At 71.1% G+C, this 17,711-nt stretch carries 17 protein-coding genes; 3 read left to right on the top strand and 14 right to left on the bottom strand.

Annotated elements, in window-relative coordinates; all coding sequences use genetic code 11:
• Positions 1-11: 11 nt before the first annotated feature.
• From Q9G87_RS06485 to Q9G87_RS06470, 4 genes are read right to left on the bottom strand one after another with little or no spacing between them, the layout of a single operon-like run.
• Positions 12-1,655: a thiamine pyrophosphate-binding protein gene (locus tag Q9G87_RS06485; protein ID WP_305915277.1), complete on the bottom strand. Its 1,644-nt coding sequence runs from the start codon at positions 1,653-1,655 to the stop codon at positions 12-14.
• Between the two features lie 13 nt (positions 1,656-1,668).
• A complete protein-coding gene (locus Q9G87_RS06480) occupies positions 1,669-2,439 on the bottom strand; it encodes an amino acid ABC transporter ATP-binding protein (RefSeq protein ID WP_452448761.1) in 771 nt (256 codons plus the stop codon).
• On the bottom strand, positions 2,436-3,275 hold the full coding sequence (locus Q9G87_RS06475; protein ID WP_305915276.1) for an amino acid ABC transporter permease: 840 nt from the start codon (positions 3,273-3,275) through the stop codon (positions 2,436-2,438). Before Q9G87_RS06475 ends, Q9G87_RS06480 begins: the two co-directional genes overlap by 4 nt.
• Entirely contained in the window at positions 3,272-4,165 is an 894-nt protein-coding gene (locus Q9G87_RS06470; RefSeq protein ID WP_305915275.1) for an ABC transporter substrate-binding protein, read from the bottom strand. Before Q9G87_RS06470 ends, Q9G87_RS06475 begins: the two co-directional genes overlap by 4 nt.
• Positions 4,166-4,269: 104 nt before the next feature.
• Between Q9G87_RS06470 and Q9G87_RS06465 the strand changes: the two genes are divergently transcribed.
• Positions 4,270-5,724: a PucR family transcriptional regulator gene (locus tag Q9G87_RS06465; RefSeq protein ID WP_305915274.1), complete on the top strand. Its 1,455-nt coding sequence runs from the start codon at positions 4,270-4,272 to the stop codon at positions 5,722-5,724.
• A gap of 15 nt (positions 5,725-5,739) precedes the next feature.
• Here the strand turns inward: Q9G87_RS06465 and Q9G87_RS06460 are convergent, their stop codons facing one another.
• Positions 5,740-6,870 carry an acyltransferase family protein gene (locus Q9G87_RS06460; protein WP_305915273.1) on the bottom strand — a complete coding sequence of 377 codons (1,131 nt, stop codon included), beginning with the start codon at positions 6,868-6,870 and terminating at the stop codon, positions 5,740-5,742.
• 85 nt (positions 6,871-6,955) lie between these two features.
• On the opposite strand from Q9G87_RS06460, the gene Q9G87_RS06455 reads away from it, so the two are divergent.
• Both Q9G87_RS06455 and Q9G87_RS06450 read left to right on the top strand, forming a co-directional pair.
• Positions 6,956-7,558 carry a TetR/AcrR family transcriptional regulator gene (locus Q9G87_RS06455; RefSeq protein ID WP_305915272.1) on the top strand — a complete coding sequence of 201 codons (603 nt, stop codon included), beginning with the start codon at positions 6,956-6,958 and terminating at the stop codon, positions 7,556-7,558.
• Positions 7,555-9,159 carry a CocE/NonD family hydrolase gene (locus Q9G87_RS06450; protein WP_305915271.1) on the top strand — a complete coding sequence of 535 codons (1,605 nt, stop codon included), beginning with the start codon at positions 7,555-7,557 and terminating at the stop codon, positions 9,157-9,159. The genes Q9G87_RS06455 and Q9G87_RS06450 overlap by 4 nt, the downstream gene beginning before the upstream one ends.
• Before the next feature lie 15 nt (positions 9,160-9,174).
• Here the strand turns inward: Q9G87_RS06450 and Q9G87_RS06445 are convergent, their stop codons facing one another.
• The 9 genes from Q9G87_RS06445 to Q9G87_RS06405 form a co-directional block, all read right to left on the bottom strand.
• Entirely contained in the window at positions 9,175-10,200 is a 1,026-nt protein-coding gene (locus tag Q9G87_RS06445; protein WP_305915270.1) for an ABC transporter substrate-binding protein, read from the bottom strand.
• Complete coding sequence (locus Q9G87_RS06440; RefSeq protein WP_305915269.1) at positions 10,197-11,015, bottom strand: ABC transporter permease; 819 nt, start codon at positions 11,013-11,015, stop codon at positions 10,197-10,199. The genes Q9G87_RS06445 and Q9G87_RS06440 overlap by 4 nt, the downstream gene beginning before the upstream one ends.
• Positions 11,012-11,779, bottom strand: coding sequence for an ABC transporter ATP-binding protein (locus tag Q9G87_RS06435; RefSeq protein WP_305915268.1), 768 nt, complete (start codon positions 11,777-11,779; stop codon positions 11,012-11,014). The genes Q9G87_RS06440 and Q9G87_RS06435 overlap by 4 nt, the downstream gene beginning before the upstream one ends.
• Complete coding sequence (locus Q9G87_RS06430) at positions 11,776-12,423, bottom strand: 4-carboxy-4-hydroxy-2-oxoadipate aldolase/oxaloacetate decarboxylase (protein ID WP_305915267.1); 648 nt, start codon at positions 12,421-12,423, stop codon at positions 11,776-11,778. The genes Q9G87_RS06435 and Q9G87_RS06430 overlap by 4 nt, the downstream gene beginning before the upstream one ends.
• Positions 12,420-13,136, bottom strand: coding sequence for a PIG-L deacetylase family protein (locus tag Q9G87_RS06425; protein WP_305915266.1), 717 nt, complete (start codon positions 13,134-13,136; stop codon positions 12,420-12,422). The genes Q9G87_RS06430 and Q9G87_RS06425 overlap by 4 nt, the downstream gene beginning before the upstream one ends.
• Positions 13,133-14,053: a DUF6282 family protein gene (locus tag Q9G87_RS06420; RefSeq protein WP_305915265.1), complete on the bottom strand. Its 921-nt coding sequence runs from the start codon at positions 14,051-14,053 to the stop codon at positions 13,133-13,135. Before Q9G87_RS06420 ends, Q9G87_RS06425 begins: the two co-directional genes overlap by 4 nt.
• Positions 14,054-14,226: 173 nt before the next feature.
• Positions 14,227-15,234 carry a nitrilase-related carbon-nitrogen hydrolase gene (locus Q9G87_RS06415; RefSeq protein WP_305915264.1) on the bottom strand — a complete coding sequence of 336 codons (1,008 nt, stop codon included), beginning with the start codon at positions 15,232-15,234 and terminating at the stop codon, positions 14,227-14,229.
• An 85-nt stretch (positions 15,235-15,319) separates the two neighbouring features.
• Positions 15,320-16,699, bottom strand: a complete 1,380-nt coding sequence (locus Q9G87_RS06410; RefSeq protein ID WP_305915263.1) for an aldehyde dehydrogenase family protein — start codon at positions 16,697-16,699, stop codon at positions 15,320-15,322.
• Between the two features lie 71 nt (positions 16,700-16,770).
• Complete coding sequence (locus Q9G87_RS06405) at positions 16,771-17,610, bottom strand: SDR family NAD(P)-dependent oxidoreductase (protein ID WP_305915262.1); 840 nt, start codon at positions 17,608-17,610, stop codon at positions 16,771-16,773.
• Between the last annotated feature and the right edge of the window lie 101 nt (positions 17,611-17,711).

Genomic DNA, 17,711 nt, shown 5'->3' with positions numbered 1-17,711 from the left:
GGCGGTTCGCATCATCCCAGGTGCGTCGGGGCGAACATGCGCAGGGTCGCGGGCAGGACGATGACGCTCGGTCCCGGCGTTCGCAGCGCCCGCGCGAGGTCGCCTTCCAGGTCCGCCGGAGTGGTACGGCAGGCGGGCACGCCGAAGGCGGCCGCGAGCGCGACGAAGTCCGGCCTGGCCAGCTCGGTCGCCGTGGCGACGCCGAACGCGCCGGTCATGTACTCGCGCAGGATGCCGTAGCCGCCGTCGTCCACGATCAACCAGGTCACGTCGAGGTCATGCTGGCGGAGCGTGGCCAGCTCGGCCAGGCCGTACATCGCGCCGCCGTCACCGCTGACCGCGAGCACCGGCCCGCCGGTGGCGGCGGCCGCGCCGAGCGCCGCGGGGAGCGCGTAGCCGAGCCCGCCCGCGCCCTGCGCCGACTCCATCGGCCGCGGCCAGGCGGACCAGGCCCAGTACGCGAGGATCGTCATGTCCCAGAAGCTCAGCGCCTCCGCCGGCAGCGCACGGTCCACGGCCGCGAGCAGTGCGCGCTCGATCGTGAGGTCCTGGGCGTCCAGGCGCTCGGCGACCCGCGCGAGCACGTCACGCACCGCATCCCGCGCCGCCGGCCCACGGCCGGGCTTCGACGCCGCACCCTTGACGGCCGGCGCCAGCGCTTCCAAAGCCAGGCGAGCGTCCGCGTGGACGGCCAGCGCCGGATGGTTGGATTCCAGCTTGCCGAGGTCGGCCTCGATCTGGATGACGCGGCCGCGTGGCCGCATCGTGTGGTAATTGCTGGACAGTTCCCCCAGGCCCGAGCCGACGACCAGCAGCACGTCGGCGTCCTCCAGGAACGCCGTCAGATGCCGGTCCTCCAGCCACGACCGCAGCGACAGCGGATGCTCCCAGGGAAAGGCGCCCTTCCCGCCGAACGTGGTGGCGACCGGTGCATTCAGCTCCTCGGCCAGGTCCAGCAGAGCCGCCTGAGCGCCGGCGCGGACCACGCCACCGCCGGCCAGGATCACCGGGGCGCTCGCCTGGGCCAGCAGGTCCCCCGCCGCGGTGACGAGCTCGGCCCGCGGGGTGAGCGGCCTCGGCGCCACCCGGAGCTCGGCGACTGTGGGAAGGTCGGTCGCGCCGAGCAGCACGTCCTGCGGGATCTCCACCCAGACCGGCCCGGCGGGCGCGGTGAGCGCGGCTTCCCACGCCTGCGCCAGCGCCGGCACGATCTGACCGGCTGTCCGCACCACGTGGACCGACTTCACCACGTCACGGAAGGACGCCGCCTGGTCGGGCAGCTCGTGCAGGTAGCCCTTGCGCCCGCCGCCCAGCCCGTCCGCCGGGATCTGGCTGCTGATGCCCAGGACGGGCACGCTCGCCGTACGGGACTCCATGAGCGCGGGCAGCGTGCCCAGCGCGCCCGGGCCGGTGGACACCAGGAACGGCGTGACCGAGCCGGTCGCACGGGCATGCCCGTCGGCGGCCAGCGCGACGCTCAGCTCGGTCCGGCACCCTACGTAACGCAGGGGTGCTCGGCGTAGTGCGTCGAACAGGCCGAGCGCGTGCTGTCCCGGCTCGCCGAAGACCGTGGTGGCGCCGAGCGCGGCGAGCGACTCGACGACCAGGTCGCCGCCCGTCCGCACGGGTTTCGGCGCGGATTCGAGGGATCCCATGAGGTCCTTTCGCCTAAAGGACCTTGGCCAGGAAGGCCTGGGTCCTGTGGTGCCGGGGATTGGCGATCAGCTCGCCGGCCGGTCCCGCCTCGACGATCATCCCGTCGTCCATGAAGACCACGTGGTCGGCCACCTCGCGGGCGAATCCGATCTCGTGCGTCACCACGACCATCGTCATTCCCGCGCCGGCCAGGTCCTTCATCACGTCGAGGACCTCGCCGACGAGCTCGGGGTCGAGCGCGCTGGTCGGCTCGTCGAACAACATCAGCTTGGGCTGCATGGCGAGGGCCCTGGCGATCGCGACCCGCTGCTGCTGACCGCCGGAGAGCTGGGCGGGGTAGTGGCCGGCCCGCTCCTCCATGCCGACCCGCCGCAGCAGGTCGAGCGCCGCCTGCCGGACGGCCTCGCGGGGCCGGCCGAGCACGTGCACGGGCGCCTCCATGACGTTCTCCAGCGCCGTGCGGTGCGGGAAGAGGTTGAAGCTCTGGAACACCATGCCGATGTCACGCCGCTGGTCGGCCACCTCGCGCGGGCGCATCTCGTACTTCTTGCCGCCGGAGCGGCGGTAGCCGACCAGGTGGCCGTCGACCCAGATCTCCCCGCCGTCGAGCCGTTCGAGGTGATTCACGCACCGCAGGAACGTCGACTTGCCCGAGCCCGACGGGCCGAGCAGGCACACCACCTGGCCAGGGTGCACCGTCAGGTCGATGCCCTTGAGCACCTCGACTTTCCCGAAGCTCTTGCGTACGGCCCGCGCGACGAGCAGCGGCGTCATGTCACTCATGCGTGCCCTCCGAGTCGCCGTTCGAGTCTGGACTGGGCGAAGGTCAGCAGCGTGGTCAGCACGAGATACCAGATGCTGGCGACGATCAGCAGCGGGATCTGCTGGAAGTTGCGGCCGTAGATCAGCTGGGCGCTGGTCAGCAGGTCCGGCAGGCCGATGACCAGCACCAGGGACGTGAGCTTGAGCATCGAGATCGTCTCGTTCGCGGTCGGAGGCACGATCACCCGGGCCGCCTGGGGCAGGATGACCCGCCGGTAGACCAGCGCGGGCCGCATGCCGAGCGCCTCGGCGGCCTCCCGCTGCCCCCGGTCCACGGAGCCGATGCCCGCCCTGACGATCTCGGCCATGTACGCGGCCTCGTTCAGCCCGAGGCCGAGGATGGCCGCGGTGAACGGCGTGATCAGCGTGTTGACCGGCGCGGAGAAGAACTCGGGCCCGAAGGGGATCCCCACGCTGATCCGCGGCATCACCGCGCCGAGGAAGAACCAGAACAGCAGCTGGACCAGGATCGGCGTGCCGCGGAAGAGCCACACGTACGCTGCGGACGCCCAGCGCAGCAGCGGGTTGTCCGAAAGCCGCATGATCGCCAGAGCCGTGCCGAGCACCACGCCCGCCAGCATGGCGAGCACCGTCAGCTCGATCGTGAGCAGCAGTCCACGCATGATCGACCGCTCGAAGAGGTAGCCCGCCACCAGGTCGAGCCGCAGGGCCGGGGTGGTCACCACGAAGCTGACCGCCATCGCGGCCAGCACCGCGAGCACCGCCGCCGCTACCCACCTACCGGTGCGCCGCAGCGGCACGATCGGCTCGGCCGCGTGCTCCTCGACGCTCGTCATGAGCCCGCGTTGATCGCGGCGTCCTTGAACGCCTGCGCCTGCAGGTTCCACTTGGCCAGCAGCTGGTCGTAGGTGCCGTTCGCGATGACCTTCTTCAGCGCGGCCTGAACGGCGTCCCGCAGCTGCGGCTTGCTCTTGGGGATGGGGATGCCGACGGGCAGCGGGTCGATCGCGCTCACGGCGACCTCGAACTGCTGCGGCGCCTGCTTCACGCTGTAGGCCAGGGTCAGGTCCAGCGCGGCGACCATGTCGGCCCGCTTGGACTGCAGGGCCTGCACGGCGCTGGCCTGGTCGGGGAAGGGCACCTTCTCCACGGCCGGCTTGCCGGCGTCGGCGCACTTCTTCGTGACGTCGTCCACGAGCAGGTCGCCGGTCGCGGCCTTCTCGACGGCGACTTTCTTGCCGCACATGTCGAGGACCTCCTTGACGCCCTGCGGATTGCTCTTGGGCACCATGAGCGCCGAGCCGGACTTGAGGTAGTCGACGAAGTCCACCTGCTGCTGGCGCTCCTTCTTGTCCAGCATGCTCGTCAGGCCCAGGTCGTAGCGGCCGGCGTTGAGCCCGCCGATGATGCCGTCGAAGTTGACGTTCTCGAAGGCGAACTCCACGCCCAGCACCTCGCCGAGGGCCTTGCCCAGGTCGGCGTCGAACCCGAGCACGGTCTTGTTGTCGGTGTCGAAGAACTCCATCGGCGGGAAGGAGACACCGGAGGCCACACGCACCTTGCCGGCCTGCTGGACGTCCGCCGGGAGCAGCTTGGCGATCGCCTCGTCCTTCGCGCCCGCCGAGATCTGGGTCGTGGGGGCCGCCGTGGTCTCCTCGGGCGCGGCGCAGCCGGCGAGAGCCAGGCCGACGAGGCCGGCGAGGGTGATGGCAAGTGCTCTTCTCATGTGGTGCCCGTGCCTTCCCATACAGGTGGATGGCATTGAGTGTGGGGGGCGTACCGCGGACCTTCAATCGGGGCAGACCTGAAGACGCGCCATATCCTTTGTGGGTGACCACAAAAGTGTCGGTGGAGGACCTGCTGCGCTCTCCCGCTCTCCAGCTGCGGCTGCTGGCCGGCGAGGCGGGACTGGGGCGGTCGGTGTCGTGGGCGCACGTCAGCGAGCTCGACGACCCCACGCCCTGGCTGCTCGGCGCGGAGGTCATCATGACGACGGGAATCGCGATCCCGCGCCAGGCCGCCAAACAGCGCGCCTATCTGGAGCGGCTCGACGACGCGGGCGTGTCCGCGCTCGCCCTGTCGGCGCAGCTGCACGTGCCGCCGCTGCACGATACCTTCTTCCAGGCCGCCGAGGAGCGGGGGATGCCCGTGCTCGAGGTGCCGCTGGCGGTGCCGTTCATCGCGATCGCCCAGGAGGTGGCCGCGGCCGTGCAGGAGGACGCCAGTCAACGCCTCGGCGCACAGCTCCAGGTGTTCGGCGCGCTGCGCTGGCTGGCGGCCGAGAATCTCGGCACCGCGACCTTGTTCAAACGTCTCGAGCAGCTGTCCGGCTATGAGGTCTACCTGTGCACCCCGCAGGGACGGCCGTTGTTGCCGGGAGTGCCGGTGCCCGATCTGGCCGTGCTCCCGTCCCAGCCGGAAGCGCCGCCCACCATTCCCGGCGGCTTCGTCCTGCCCGTGCCGGCGCCGGGCGGGCCCGCGGGCTTTCTCGTCGCCTTCGAACGCCAGGGCGCCAGGCCCGCCGGCCTGGCCGTGGTGCAGCACATCGCCACCGTGGCCGCCCTGCAGGTGGCCATGGCCCGCCACGAGCGCGAGACGCTGCGCCGCCAGGGCGCGGAAACCCTGTCCGAGCTGCTCCAGGACGTCCTCGATCCGGCCACGGCGCGGCGGCGGCTGGTCAGGATGGGGCTGCCCGTGGATGCCGAGCTGGCCCTCCTCGTGATCAGGAACGTGCCCGACGAGGCCATTCACCGCGCGCTCGACGATCAGCCGCACCTCATGCTCCGCAGGGGCGAGGACCGCTACGTGCTCGGCTCACCCGCCCTCGAGGCTGCCGTCGCGGCGCTGCCCGACGTGGCGGCGGGCATGAGCAGGCCGTTCGCACCGGGGGAGTCCTTGCAGGTGCCCAAGCGGGAGGCGGTGTGGGCGGCGTCCTCGGCGTCGGAGTCGGGGCGCGCCCTGGTGCACTACGGGGACGACACCACCGGCAGGTGGCTGCCCGACGATCCGTGGGCGCTCACCGCGCTGGTCGAGAACGTGCTCGGCAAGGTGCTCGCCTACGACTCCGCGCACGGCTCGCAGCTGCTGACGTCCGTGCGGACCTGGATGGAGCGTGATCGGCGCACCGAGGACGCCGCGGCCGCGCTGCACATTCATCCCAACACGCTGGCGTACCGGCTGCGCAGGTTCGCCGAGCTGACGGGCCGCGACCTGTCGTCCACCGCGGCGTTCGCCGAGGTGTGGCTGGCGTTGCGAGCCGGGCGCCAGCTCGGTCTCCTGGACTGAGGTCCCGTTCGCGCCTCAGGTGCGGGAAAGGGGCTGGTCGCGGCGGACCAGGCGTTTGCCGAGGCGCTGGGCCGGCGCCTCGATCAGCTGGTACGAGGCGACGCTGAGCGGGAGGAGGACCACGAAGTACAGCACCAGGTCCGGTAGCACGTACAGCAGGAGCGGGTGCAGCAGGTAGAGGGAGAAGCTGATCACGCCCAGCTGCGGCAACCAGCGCGGGAACGCCCGCCGGCGCAGCGCGTACGCCAGGGCGAAGGCGCCGAACGCCAGCACGACCCCCGGCGCCCAGGCGGGATCGTCCTTGGCGGGCAGCGCGCATCCCAGCACCGCCACGACCGCGACGCCGGCCGTGCGCCAGGAGATCGTCCCCTGCTCGGCGCGGTAGACGGCGGTCCCCGCGAACATCGTCGCCAGGATGATCATGCCCTGCCAGGTGCCGGCCCGGCTGCCCAGGACCACGAGCGCCAGCCCCAGGAGACCGCCCGCGACCGCCGCCGCCGTACGGGCCCTGCCGCGCCCCAGCACGGTCACCGCGATGGCCGCGACGACCGCCAGGCCGAGCGACGCGGCAGCCAAGTCGGCCCGGCCGCCGATGCTCGCCCGGGGGAGCAGGAGGCCCACGGGCACGGCGGTCAACGCCAGGGCGACGGCGATCCCCGCCGACCGGTGTGCCTGCCTGACGGTGAACAGCGCGACGCTCATCAGGTAGAACGCCATCTCGTACGACAGCGTCCACGTCACGCTGATGACGGCGGGCAGATTGAGCAGTTCCTGCAGCATCGTCAGGTTGCCGAGCACGACCAGGGGCGGCGGGCGTTCGCCGAGCCCGGGATGGAGAGGCAGCACGCCGGCCTGCGCGAGCAGGAGCGCCAGGCAGCAGGCGGCGAGCAGGAGGGGGAGGAGGCGGAAGGCCCGGCCGGTCCAGAAGGCACGCAGGTCGCCGCGCCGCTCCAGGGAAGCGGGGATGATGTAGCCGCTGACGAGGAAGAACACGAACACGCCCCACGTGCCCAGATCGATGCGCCGGTCCACCTCCGCCCAGAGGCCCGGGACGAAGGTCCAGCCGGCGTGGTGCATCGTGACGGCCAGCGCGGCCGGTCCCCGCAGGGCGTCCAGCCAGGCCAGCCGGGCGGGGGCCGCGAACATCTGCGGGAGTCTAGACCATCGGCGCTCACACCCCTAAATAATTGACACTTGCCTTCTTATTTACATGTGTCCATTATCTTGAGGTATGCCACTGCAGTCGGGCGCGCTCGCCCCCGCACAGGACCGCCGGGTGCGGCGTACGCGCTCCGCTCTCCTGCGGGCCGCCGTCGCCCTGGTCGCCGAACGAGCCACGGCGGCCGTCCCGATCGCCGACCTCGCCGCGGCCGCGGACGTGAGCAGGCAGGTGGTGTACCAGCACTTCGGAGATCGCGACACGCTGCTGCTGGAGGCCGCGCTCGACCTCGCCCGGCGCGAGCTGTTGCAGCGCATCGAGGACGCCTCGCCCTCCCCTGACAGGCGCGGCCCGGCTTTGGCTGCGATGCGGCATTTCGCCGAACACCGGGCCTTCTACCGGGCGATGTTGACCAGCTCGATCGCGTTCGCCCTGAACAAGGCGCTGTCCGAACTGCTGATGCCGGTCAACAGGCGGCTCGCCCGCCGGATGGGCGGCGATCGGCTCGACCCGCGCACGGCCGACGACCTCACCCTGTACCTGACCGGCGGCGCGGCCGCCTTCGTCAATGCCTGGCTGGTGGAGGGGGACGATCCGCTCGACCCCGAGGAGTTCACCGAACGGCTCATGCGCATGATGCACGTCCTCCTCGAGCACAAAGAACAGGACCGATGAACATGATCAGTCATCTCCTCCAGCGCTGGCTGAAGCTGCCCCCGCCGGTGACCAGGAACCTCGTCGTCCAGCGGGATCTCCGGGTGCCGATGCCCGACGGGGTCGAGCTGCTGGCCGACCGGTGGGCGCCGCGGAGCGGGGGCGAGGCGCTGCCGACCGCGCTCATCCGCTGCCCGTACGGCCGGCGGGGCGTGCTGGCCATGGCCATGGCCAGGCCGCTGGCCGAACGCGGATTCCAGGTGCTGATCCAGAGCACCCGCGGCGGCTTCGGCTCCGGCGGCGCCTTCGACCCGCTGCGCCAGGAGCGCGAGGACGGCCTGGCCACGCTGGACTGGGTGATCAAACAACCCTGGTTCGGCGGCTCCATCGTCCTGGTGGGCGTCAGCTATATGGGGTATGTGCAGTGGGCCGTCGCCGACGCCCTGCCTCCCGAGGTCAAGGCGATGATCCCGCAGGTGACCGAATCCGCGCTGACCCTGGAGTTCCTCCGCAAGGACGGCATGTCACTGGAGACGCCGTTCGGATGGGGCGCCCTGATCGCCGTACAGGAACGACCCTTGGCGATGCTCCGGCAACCCTTCCAGGCCAAGAAGATCCGCCGCGCCCTGAGCACGCTCCCGCTCAACCAGGCCGACGTCGCCGCCGTCGGCCGCCGCTCGGACTACATCCAGGACATCCTCACCCACGACGCCGACGCCCCCCGCTGGGCCGGCCTCGACCACAGCGACCGGGTGGCCCAGGTGACGGTGCCCGTCAGCTCGATCGGCGGCTGGTACGACATCTTCCTGCCCGGCCAGCTCCGCGACTTCCGGATCCTCCAGGAGGCGGGCCGGCCGGCCAGAATGACGGTCGGACCGTGGACGCACACGGCGATCAACAACACGGGGACGCTGGAGGCCATCGAGTTCGGGCTCGCCCATGCCCGCGGCGAGCAGCCCCCGCACCGCCTGCCGGTGCGGCTGTTCGTGATGGGCGAGGAAGCCTGGCGCGACTTCGAGACCTGGCCGCCGCCCGGCTACGCACCGCAACGTTTCCACCTCCAGCCTTCCGGCGCGCTGTCCACCGAGACGGCCGGTGACTCGGCGCCCGACCGGTACCGTTACGACCCGGCGGACCCGACGCCCGCGGCCGGCGGCGTGGTCATGAACGGCGGCGGCCGCGTCGACAACGGGTCTCTGGAGGCCCGCGCGGACGTGCTGACCTACACCACCGACGTGCTCGAGGAGGACGCCGAGGTCATCGGCGAGGTCGGCGCCGAGATCTGGTTCCGCTCCAGCCTGCCCTACGCCGACGTCTTCGTCCGGCTCTGCGACGTCGACCCGCGCGGCCGCTCGGCCAACGTCTGCGACGGCCTGGTCAGCCTGTCCGGCGCCGAGGAGATCACTCGCGCCACCGTGAAGCTCTGGCCGACCGCGTACCGCTTCAAGCGCGGCCACCGGATCAGGGTCCAGGTCTCCAGCGGCGCCTTCCCCCGCTACGCCCGCAACCCCGGCACCGGCGAATCCCGCGCCACCGCCACCACCCTCCGAGCGGCGGACCAGGAGGTCTACCACGACTCCGCACACCCCTCGGCGGTGATCCTCCCGATCCGGAGCGCCTGATCCGCCGCCTCCCCGTCACGTCGAGGAGCCGGTCGTCCTGAGGGTGGGCGGCACGATCGCCTCGTAGGCGGGGAGGTGTCTGACCAGGCCGGTGGTGCGATGGAAGGCGATGGCCGTGTCGAAGGACGTGCGGGAGAAACCGATGGTCTCCGGTATCTCGGTCCGCATGAGGCCGGGCAACTCGGTCAGCGCCTTCGGATCGATGCCCTTGAGGTAGACCGTCAGCAGCCGCGTGATCTCCTCCGGCTCGGCCTCGTGGATGTACCGCTGCGCACGCTCCAGCGCGCGCTGGAAGGCGGCGACCTCCGCCGGCTTCTTGTCGATGATCCGCTGCGTGGTGAACGTGACGCCGTGCGCGGTCCGCTCCAGCCCTGGCACATCACCGGCGGCAGGCGAGATGTAACGGGTGCCGATGCCGGCGGCCGCCGCCTGCTGGGCGATCGGCTGGAAGAAGGCCAGCGCGTCCACCCTCCCGGCCTTGAGCGCGCCCAGCGCCGAGGCGGCGATGCTGCCGAGGTTGACCAGTTCGCAGTCCGTGGCGGAGTTCATGCCTGCCTTGGCGAACAGGTAGGTGACCAGGGCCTCGGTCCCGCTGCCCGGGCCGGTGATGCCGATCTTCTTGCCGCGCAGAGCGCGGATGCGCTGCTCGAGCGGGTCGGCCGCGGTGGCGCCGGTGAAGGAGGAGCCGACCACCACATCGACGTAGTAGCGGTCCACCAGGTTGGACACGAGCCGGGTCTTGTCGTCGATCCTGGCGAGGTTGAGCGCGTCGGTCAGCACCCCGGCGCCCAGGTCGATGCTGCCCGACTTGAGCGCGGCCGCGACCTTGGCGCCGGTGCCGAGCCTCGGCCGTTCGCCCAGTTTGACCCCCTCCTGCATGAAGTAGCCCTTCTGCTCGGCCACGAAGAGGGGGAAGAAGGCGATCGAGTTGCTGATCTGGCCGACGTTGAGCACGCCCGGCGGCGTCGTCGAGCCGCGTTGGGCGCACCCGGTCGTGACCAGGACCAGTGCGGCGAGGACGGCCAGGACTTTGCGCCTCACTGCTCCGCCCCCATCGGCTTCCACCGGCGGGCCCGGCGGTCGAGCAGCCCCACCACCAGGTTCAGCAGTGCCGCGATCACGCTCAGGACCGCGAGCGTGGCGAACACCCCCGCGGTGTCGAACTGCGCGGCCGCGTCGTTGATCAGGTAACCGAGCCCGCGGTTGGAGGCCACCAGCTCGCCGATCACGGCGCCGATGAGCGCATAGGGGATGGCCACCTTGAGCCCGGTGAGCAACCCGGTCATCGACGATGGGACGACCACCTTGAGCATGATCTCCCGCCGGCCGCCGCCCATCAGGCGCACGGCGTCGATCAGGCCGCGGTCCACCTCGCGCACGCCCGCCGCCGTGTTGAGAAAGACGAGGAAGAACACCGTCGCGGCGGCCAGCAGCACCTTCATGTGCAGGCCGATGCCGAACCAGACGATGAACAGCGGGGCCAGCGCGACCTTCGGGATCGCGTAGAGCGCCATGATGAACGGATCGAGCACCCGGTAGACGGCGGGCGCCGAGGCCAGCAGGAAGCCGGTCAGCGCGCCCGCGACCGCGCCGAGCACGAAGCCGTAGACGATCTCCTGGACCGTGATCCAGGTGTTGGACCACAGGGTCCCGTCCTGCTGCCACTGGACCAGCCGGGTCCAGATGTCGCTCGGCCTGCTGGTGAAGGTGATGTCGAACCAGCGCTCCGCGGTCAGCTCCCACACGAGCAGCAGCGCCGCCACCAGCAGGGCGCGCAGGGTCCACACCGTGGTGGTGCCGCCGTGCCTGCTCCACCAGCTCCGGTCGAGCCGCACTGTTTGGATGGTCGTGGTCATCGTGCTCCCTCCCGGAGCGCCTCGGTCAGCTCGCGGTGCAGGGCGACGAAGCCCGGGTCCACCCGCAGCTCGTCGGCGTCCCTGGGCCGGGGCAGGTCGATCGGCCGGTCCAGCACGATGCGGCCGACTCGGCCCAGCACCACGACCCGGTCGCCGAGCAGCAACGCCTCCTCGATGTCATGGGTCACGAACACCACCGTCTGCCCGCTCTCCTCCCACAGCCGCAACAACTCCGCCTGCAGATCACCGCGCAACTGGGCGTCGAGCGCGCCGAACGGCTCGTCCATCAGCAACGTCTCCGGGCCCCCTGCCAGCATCCTGGCGAGGCTGACCCGGCGGCGCATGCCACCGGACAACTCGCGCGGATAGTGCCGTTCGAACCCCTCGAGGCCGACCTTCGCGATGAGCTCCGCCGCGCGTTCCCTCCGGCGCTCGGCGGGCACGCCACCGATCTCCAAGGGGAGCTCGACGTTTCTCCGGACGTCACGCCACGGCATGAGCGTGTCGGACTGGGTCAGATAGCCCACCTCCGTGCGTGGGCCGGAGATCAGCTCGCCCCGGTAGGCGACCGATCCCGAGGTCGGCGTGGTCAGACCGGCGAGCAGGTTGAGCATCGTCGACTTGCCGCAGCCGCTGCGGCCGAGCACGGTGACGAAGCCGCCCTCGGCGATCTCGAGGTCGAAGTCGCGCAGCGCCACGATGCCGAGGTCGTCCTTGGCGAACTGCTTGCTCAGGCCGCTCACCTTGATGACGGTGCCGTTCATGATGCGTCCTGGGCGCGCATGCCGTAGGCGTCATAACTGAGCTCGCCGGACCGCCACCGCTCACGCAGGCCCGCCTCCTTGGCCAGCCTTTCCCGTACGGCTCCCACGGTCGCGTCGAGGTCGTGGGCGGGCACCACCACCGCGCCGTCGTCATCGAGGACCACCAGGTCGCCGGGCTCGATGGTGGCGCCGCCGACGGTGACGGGGACGTTCACCGCGCCGCGGACGTCCTTGCCCGCGCCCCTCACCCGCCGCCACCGCGTCCAGACGGGAAGGCCCAGCTCACGCAGGTCGGCCACGTCCCGTACGGCTCCGTCGACCAGCACCGCCGCGGCGCCGCGGGTCTGGGCCTGGGTGGCCAGCAGGTCCCCGAGCAGCGCCACCGGCCGCGGCTCCGGCATGGTCAGCACCACCACCTCGCCCGGCTGAACGTGGGCCATCACCTCGTGAACCGCTCGGTTGTCGTCCTGCCCGCACAGCGCGGTCCTCGCCGGGCCGGCGACCGCGCGACCGGGCAGCAGAGGTTCGAAACTCCCGTCGATCAGGCCGAGACGGCCCCTGGCCTCGTAGACCGTGGCCACGCCCGCCGCGGCCAGCTCACTCACGCTGCCGTGTCTCTTGGTCGTCTCGCTTCGCTCGCTCACAGCCCCTCCACCACGTTCGGCAACAACCGCTGGAACGCTTCCGCCTGCCGGATCCCCGCGTCGCCCGTGACCTTGCGCGCGTGGTTGCCGCGGTGGTCGGCGCGCTGCCGGTAGTAGTCCTGAAGGTATTGCTGGGCTTCCATCGCGGCCATCGCCTCGACCTTCTGCTCGAAGACCGGGGTGATGTCCACGTAGACGGTGGGGATGAATCCGCACAACTCGGGCTGGTGCGGCTCGAACACCAGGAACTCCGAGGGCGGGGCCGTACGGAAGCCGCTCGCCACGCCCGCGCCGGAGGTGAGCAGCCGGGCCTGCGCCACCGCCGCGTGCGCCGCGGGATGGTCGGGGTTGAACGGGTCGTGCTCAGGGTGGGTGAGCACGACGTGCGGTGCGAAGTCGCGCATCACCTCGGCCAGCCGGTCGACGGCCTCCGGCCCCACCCGGAGCGGATAGTCGCCGAGGTCGAACGCCTCGAACCGGGCGCCCACCGCCGACGCGGCCTTCGTAGCCTCCTCGTGCCGGATGCGCTTGACGTTGTCCTCGGTCTGGCCCGGCTGCTTCCACAACTCGCCCGATTCGCCGCGCTCGCCGTACGACAGGGCGAGGACCAGGGCCTCGCCGCCGCGGGAGGTGTGACGGGCGATGGCGCCGGCCGCCCGCCAGACGAAGTCCGCGCTGTGCGCGCCGACCACCAGCATCCTGCGTCCGCTCATTTCGCACCTGCCAGCCAGAGGGAGTTGTCCACGGCCATGGTCCGGATGTCCTTTTCGGTGAAGCCCTCGGCGAGCAGCCGGTCGGCGAGGAGCGCGAGGCCGTCTTCCACGGGCGGGTTGAAGGGCTGGCCGAGGTCGCTGGAGAGCACGGAATGCTCGGGTCCCGCGGCGCTGATGTGCTCGAACCACGTCTCCCACGAGATCTTGCCGCTGTGGGGCGTGGTGAAGCAGCGCTCGAGCAGGGCGCCCTTGGCCGCGAGCGCGCGCTGCCGGTCGATCGCGACCCGCTGGGACGTGAACTCCGGATGGGTGATCACGATGCGGCGGACACCCTCCTCCACGGCCGCGTCCACCACCGCGTCGATCTCGTCCGCGCTGAGGTGGCCGGTGGCGAGCGTCATGTCATGCTTGGCGATCACGCGCAGCACCTGGCGGGTGTGGTCGAGCACGGCGCCGCCGGACCCCACCACGTCCACCGGATCGGCCGCGATGCCCTCTTCCCGCAGATCGGCCTGCAACCGCGCCCACATGGGCGGCGTCGCCCCTTCGGGGTCGGTGGCCGTACAGGCCCGCTGGTTGGCGCTGTCCACCGTGGGCATCCACACGACCTGCGCGCCACCCCGGGCGGCGATCTCCACGGCGATGGGGTTCATACCGCCTACGGCGGCATTCAGGGTGATCGCCCCGACCGCCCCGAACCCTGGCACCGCCGCGCGCACCACCGCGGCCCGCTCCGCCGTGGGGACGTAGTGCGACTTGAGCACGAACCCCGCGAGCCCCACCTCGGCGAAGCGTGCCGCCAAGGTGAGGTCGTCTATTCGCCTGCGCATCACGTCGGGGGCCACGTGGATGTGGATGTCGTAGGCGCCGGCGACGAGCTTACGAGCTCGAGCGGAGGGCCTGGGATGGTCCGCCATGCCTGTCTCCCAAGATTGTTCGTCATCTTGTGAAACAGATTGTTTACAATGCGGCTACGCGCGTCAAGAGTGCTCGCCACCTCGCCTTCGGAAGCAGCATTGTTGACAATTTTGTATGACGCATAGCGGGGAAGGGCGGCGCCCGCACCAACGCTGGCTGGAGCCATGTGCCTCTAGTCGGCGCCGTACAGCCGCTCGATCGTCTCGGCCTGCCGGCTGCGGAACCACGCGCGGTCCCTGGCACCGGCGGCCAGCCCACCGGGCCGTTCGCCGTCGTGCCTGGCGTACTCCTCGGCCCACAAGCCGGTCTTCACCCGGCTCGGCAGGTTGGCCATGCCGGGCCGCCGCCGCGCCCGGCGCAGCGCGGCAAGGTCGAGCTCCGCCGCGGCCACCAGCGACTCGCCCGCGCCCGCCTGCGCGAGCACCCGCCCCTCGTGGTCGATCAGCTCGGAGCCGCCGTTGGTGGAGTCGCCGGGGATGGCGGTGCCGGACAGGCCGCCGGTGTTGGCCGACACCACGTACGCCAGGTTCTCCACGGCTCTGGCCCGGCGGGCGATCGCCTTGGGCGTCAGCGTGGGGGAGGACGCCTCGGAGGTCGGCTGGCAGAACACCTCGGCGCCGCGCATCGTCAGCGCGCGGGCCAGCTCCGGCATCAGGATCTCCTCCGAGGCCAGCACCGCCAGGTTGCCGATCTCGGTACGGGCCACCGGCAGCACGGCGTCCATGCCGTAGATCTCCACGTAGTCGCCCCACACGTCGTACGGGGTCGGCGTGAACATCGAGTGCAACCTGCGGTAACGCAGCACCACCTCGCCCGCGGGGGAGAAGATCACCGACGCCTGGAAGTACAGCTCGGGGAAGTGCTCGTCACGCTCGTAGGCGTTCACGCACAGGAACACCTCGTGCGTGACGGCGATTCCGGCGAGCACCCGGTACTCCGGGCCGCCCGGATCGAGCGCCGCCCGCTCCCGCCACTCGGCGAAGCTCTCCCGCATCGGGAAGCCGGTCAGCGCGTACTCGGGTAACACCACCAGCCGCAGGCCGGGCCCGAGCCACGCTTTCGAGCCGCCGACCTGCGCGCCGATCCGCTCGATCGCGGCGCGGATCTCGGCCCGAGGATCGGTGGCCCCGTTGATGGCCCGGGTCCGCACCTGCAGCGCCAGTGCGGTGAAGGCCGTCATGCCACCCGGCTCTCGTCGATCAGGGTGCGCCGCATGCACACGTGCGGGGCCGGCAGCGGCAAGTCCGCGCGCAGTCCCATCCGGTTCACTCCTTCGTCGCGTGCCACCACGGGTCGGCGGCGTCGGATCGGTTGACCAGGAAGGCGCGGCGGCGCAGGAACCGGCTGATGGAGGCGGGGCCCATGCGGGAGCCGCCGAGCCCGGACAGCCGGAAGGAGTGCTTCTCGCCCTCGTGCACGAGCGCGGTCAGCGAGGCGTCGTTGACGCTGACCGCCCCGGCGTGCAGCCGGGCCGCCACGGCCCTGGCCTGCTCCTCGGTGGCGGCGAAGACCGCGGCCGACAGCCCGTACACCGAGTCGTCGGCCAGCGCGACCGCCTCATCCACGCCGTCCACGGCCATGACCGGCAGCAGCGGGCCGAACGTCTCCTCCGTCATCACCAGCATCGTGTGATCGACCCTGGACAACACGGTCGGACGGCACCAGTGGCCGCCGCCGTGCCGCTCGATCGCCCCGCCCGTGTGCATGATCGCACCCTTGGCCACGGCATCGGCGAGGTGCGCGGCGAGCACGTCCGGCTGCTCAGGCGCGATGATCGGCCCGATCGGCCCGCCCTCGCAGGTCAGGCCGACCTGGGCGGCCTTGCCCACGAGCAGGGCCAAGAACTCGTCGTGGACCTCCCTGGCCACGTAGACGCGTTCGATGGACTGGCAGGACTGCCCGGCGTTGGCGGTGCCGCCCCACAGGATCGCCGAGGCCGCCCGGTCGAGGTCCGCTCCGGCCAGCACGATCGCCGGATCCTTTCCGCCAAGCTCCAGGTACGCCGGCACGAACGCGCGGGCGGCGGCCTGCGCCACCAGCCGCCCGGTCGGCACGCTGCCGGTGAACACCACGGCGTCCACCAGATCCACCAGCGCCGCCCCCGTCGCGCCGTCGCCCTCGACGACCCGCAGCGGCAACCCGTCAGGCACCAGCCGCATCAGCGGCTCGATGAACCTGGGGGTCACCTCGCTCGGCTTGACCACCACCGCGCACCCGGCGGCCAGCGCGGGCACGGCGTCGATGAGGCCGAGCAGCAGCGGGAAGTTCCACGGGGTGATCGCCCCGACCAGCTCGTACGGCACCGCGTCGCCGCCCACGACCACGCCGGGCAACGAGGCGGGAAACTCGGCAGGCGGCGCCAGCAGGGCGGGCGCCTGGCGTACCCACCGGTCGATCAGGCCGGCCACGACCTGCCGCTCCAGCAGCGACTCCGCCACCCTGCCGGTGTCGGCCACCAGCGCGGCGAGCAACTCGTCGTCGGCGGCGAGCGCGGCGCCGAACCGCGACAGCGGCGTGCCGCGGTCGGCGTCGCGCCAGGCCGGGGTCATCGCGCGCAGCTCCGCCGCGACGGCGGCGAGCCGGTCGGGCGGGACCGGATCGAGCGGCCGCTCGATCCGGCCGGTGAGCGGGTCGCGGACGTTCATGGACCGCCCTTCATGGCGGAGAAGGAACCTCATTGTGATCATGCCGGGCGAAAGGTTGTCCAGCCCGCCGATCAGCTGCCCGGCATGGGCAGCAGCGTCGGGTTTTCGCCGTGAAGTATCTGCGTCATCCGGTGCTCGATGTGTCCGGCGTATTCGGGATGCGTCAGGATGTAGAAACGCTCCTCGCGAATCGCCTGCAGCACCTCCTCGCCAATGGTTCGCGGGCTGAGGCCGAGCGCGAACCCCTGCCGGGCGGCGTCTTCGGACCAGCCGGTCGGAAACGGGCCGGCCTCGGCGAATCTGGCCGGCCGATTGCGGTGAGAATTGAAGATGTTCGTGCTGACCACGCCGGGGCACAGCACCGATATGCGCGGTTTGAAGCCGCCGCCGATGAGTTCCAAATGAACGGTTTCTGAATATGCGATGACGGCCGATTTTGATACGCCGTACAACGAGCCGCCCGTCAGCAGACCCGCTATGGACGCGGTGTTGACGATGTGCGCATCCTCGCCTTGCTCGATCATGACGGGGAGAAAGGTGCGGATTCCGTGCACGACGCCCATCAAGTTCACGCCGAGAATCCACGCCCAGTCGTCGAGCGTGCTCTCCCAGCTCGGCCTGCTGCCGGTGTGGATGCCCGCGTTGTTGCACAATACGTTGACGGTGCCGTATTTCCGTAGCGCGGACTCGGCGAGCGCGGCGACGTCAGGCGCTTGTGAGACGTCGGCCGGCACGGCGTGCACGTCGGCGCCCCCATCGCGCAGCTCGGCCGCCGCGGCGTAAAGTGCGGGCTCCTCCACGTCGCTCAGCACCACACGCATCCCCACTGCGGCGAATGCCTCGGCCATTCCCCGCCCGATGCCGCTCGCCGCGCCGGTGATGACGGCGACTTTGTTCTCCGGGTCTTTCATGACGACAGATTAGAGAAAAAGAGGCTGCCCGGCATCCGCTCGTTTCGACCGCGCCGATGCCACATCCCCCAGGTACGTAGTCCCACGGGTGTGAAAGATCT

The organism is Nonomuraea turcica (assembly GCF_030718205.1).
GTDB lineage: Bacteria > Actinomycetota > Actinomycetes > Streptosporangiales > Streptosporangiaceae > Nonomuraea.
This window is presented reverse-complemented; position numbering and strand designations above follow the sequence as displayed.